General features: G+C 52.3%; 10 tRNA genes. All 10 read right to left on the bottom strand.

The annotated features are described in order from the left end of the window. Positions 1 to 47: 47 nt before the first annotated feature. The 10 genes from ADH02_RS06980 to ADH02_RS06935 all read right to left on the bottom strand — a co-directional run bounded on the left by ADH02_RS06980 (position 48) and on the right by ADH02_RS06935 (position 936). Positions 48 to 120 (bottom strand) — tRNA-Met (locus tag ADH02_RS06980). Positions 121 to 129: 9 nt separating this feature from the next. Next, a tRNA-Ser gene (locus ADH02_RS06975) sits at positions 130 to 219 on the bottom strand. A gap of 13 nt (positions 220 to 232) precedes the next feature. Continuing rightward, positions 233 to 306, bottom strand: a tRNA-Ile gene (locus tag ADH02_RS06970). Positions 307 to 322: 16 nt separating this feature from the next. Then, a tRNA-Met gene (locus tag ADH02_RS06965) sits at positions 323 to 396 on the bottom strand. 19 nt (positions 397 to 415) lie between these two features. Then, positions 416 to 488 (bottom strand) — tRNA-Ala (locus tag ADH02_RS06960). Positions 489 to 497: 9 nt separating this feature from the next. Continuing rightward, a tRNA-Pro gene (locus tag ADH02_RS06955) sits at positions 498 to 571 on the bottom strand. 4 nt (positions 572 to 575) lie between these two features. Further along, positions 576 to 649: transfer RNA gene (locus tag ADH02_RS06950), tRNA-Arg, on the bottom strand. 18 nt (positions 650 to 667) lie between these two features. Next, a tRNA-Leu gene (locus ADH02_RS06945) sits at positions 668 to 753 on the bottom strand. A gap of 25 nt (positions 754 to 778) precedes the next feature. Beyond that, positions 779 to 850, bottom strand: a tRNA-Gly gene (locus ADH02_RS06940). Positions 851 to 863: 13 nt separating this feature from the next. Beyond that, a tRNA-Thr gene (locus ADH02_RS06935) sits at positions 864 to 936 on the bottom strand. Positions 937 to 938: the final 2 nt, after the last annotated feature.

Below are 938 nucleotides of genomic sequence, written 5' to 3'. Positions count from 1 at the left end.
TCCTGCGTGACAGGCAGGCATGTTAACCCCTACACCACGGAACCTAATTGCGGAGGTAGGACTCGAACCTACGACCTTCGGGTTATGAGCCCGACGAGCTGCCAACTGCTCCACCCCGCGATAATATTAAGGAGGATAAGGGATTCGAACCCTTGCACGCTTTTACACGCCTGACGGTTTTCAAGACCGTTCCCTTCAGCCGGACTTGGGTAATCCTCCAAGATAAAACCTATGGACCTTGTAGGACTCGAACCTACGACCGGACGGTTATGAGCCGTCTGCTCTAACCACCTGAGCTAAAGGTCCAAGCTCTAAAAGAAAATAGCGGCGAAGGGAATCGAACCCCCGACCTCCCGGGTATGAACCGGACGCTCTAGCCAGCTGAGCTACACCGCCATAATATTATTAAGTTAAATGGAGACTAGCGGGATTGAACCGCTGACCTCCTGCGTGCAAAGCAGGCGCTCTCCCAGCTGAGCTAAGCCCCCATAAGGAAATCGGGAATACAGGATTCGAACCTACGACCCCTTGGTCCCAAACCAAGTGCTCTACCAAGCTGAGCTAATTCCCGAGTATGCACCCAACAGGAGTCGAACCTGTAACCGCTTGATTCGTAGTCAAGTACTCTATCCAATTGAGCTATGGGTGCAATTTATATTCAATTAAATGCCGAGGGCCGGGGTCGAACCGGCACGGTCATCACTGACCGCAGGATTTTAAGTCCTGTGCGTCTGCCAATTCCGCCACCCCGGCATGGGCTATGGTTTTACATTGGCTAAGCGGAAGACGGGGTTCGAACCCGCGACCCCCACCTTGGCAAGGTGGTGTTCTACCACTGAACTACTTCCGCAATTTGATTTAAATGCCGGCTAAAGGACTTGAACCCTCGACCCTCTGATTACAAATCAGATGCTCTACCAACTGAGCTAAGCCGGCTA

The sequence above is a fragment of the Streptococcus sp. 263_SSPC genome (assembly GCF_001071995.1).
Taxonomy (GTDB): domain Bacteria; phylum Bacillota; class Bacilli; order Lactobacillales; family Aerococcaceae; genus Granulicatella.
Note: the sequence above shows the minus strand (reverse complement) of the source record. Positions and strands in the feature narration are given on the sequence as shown.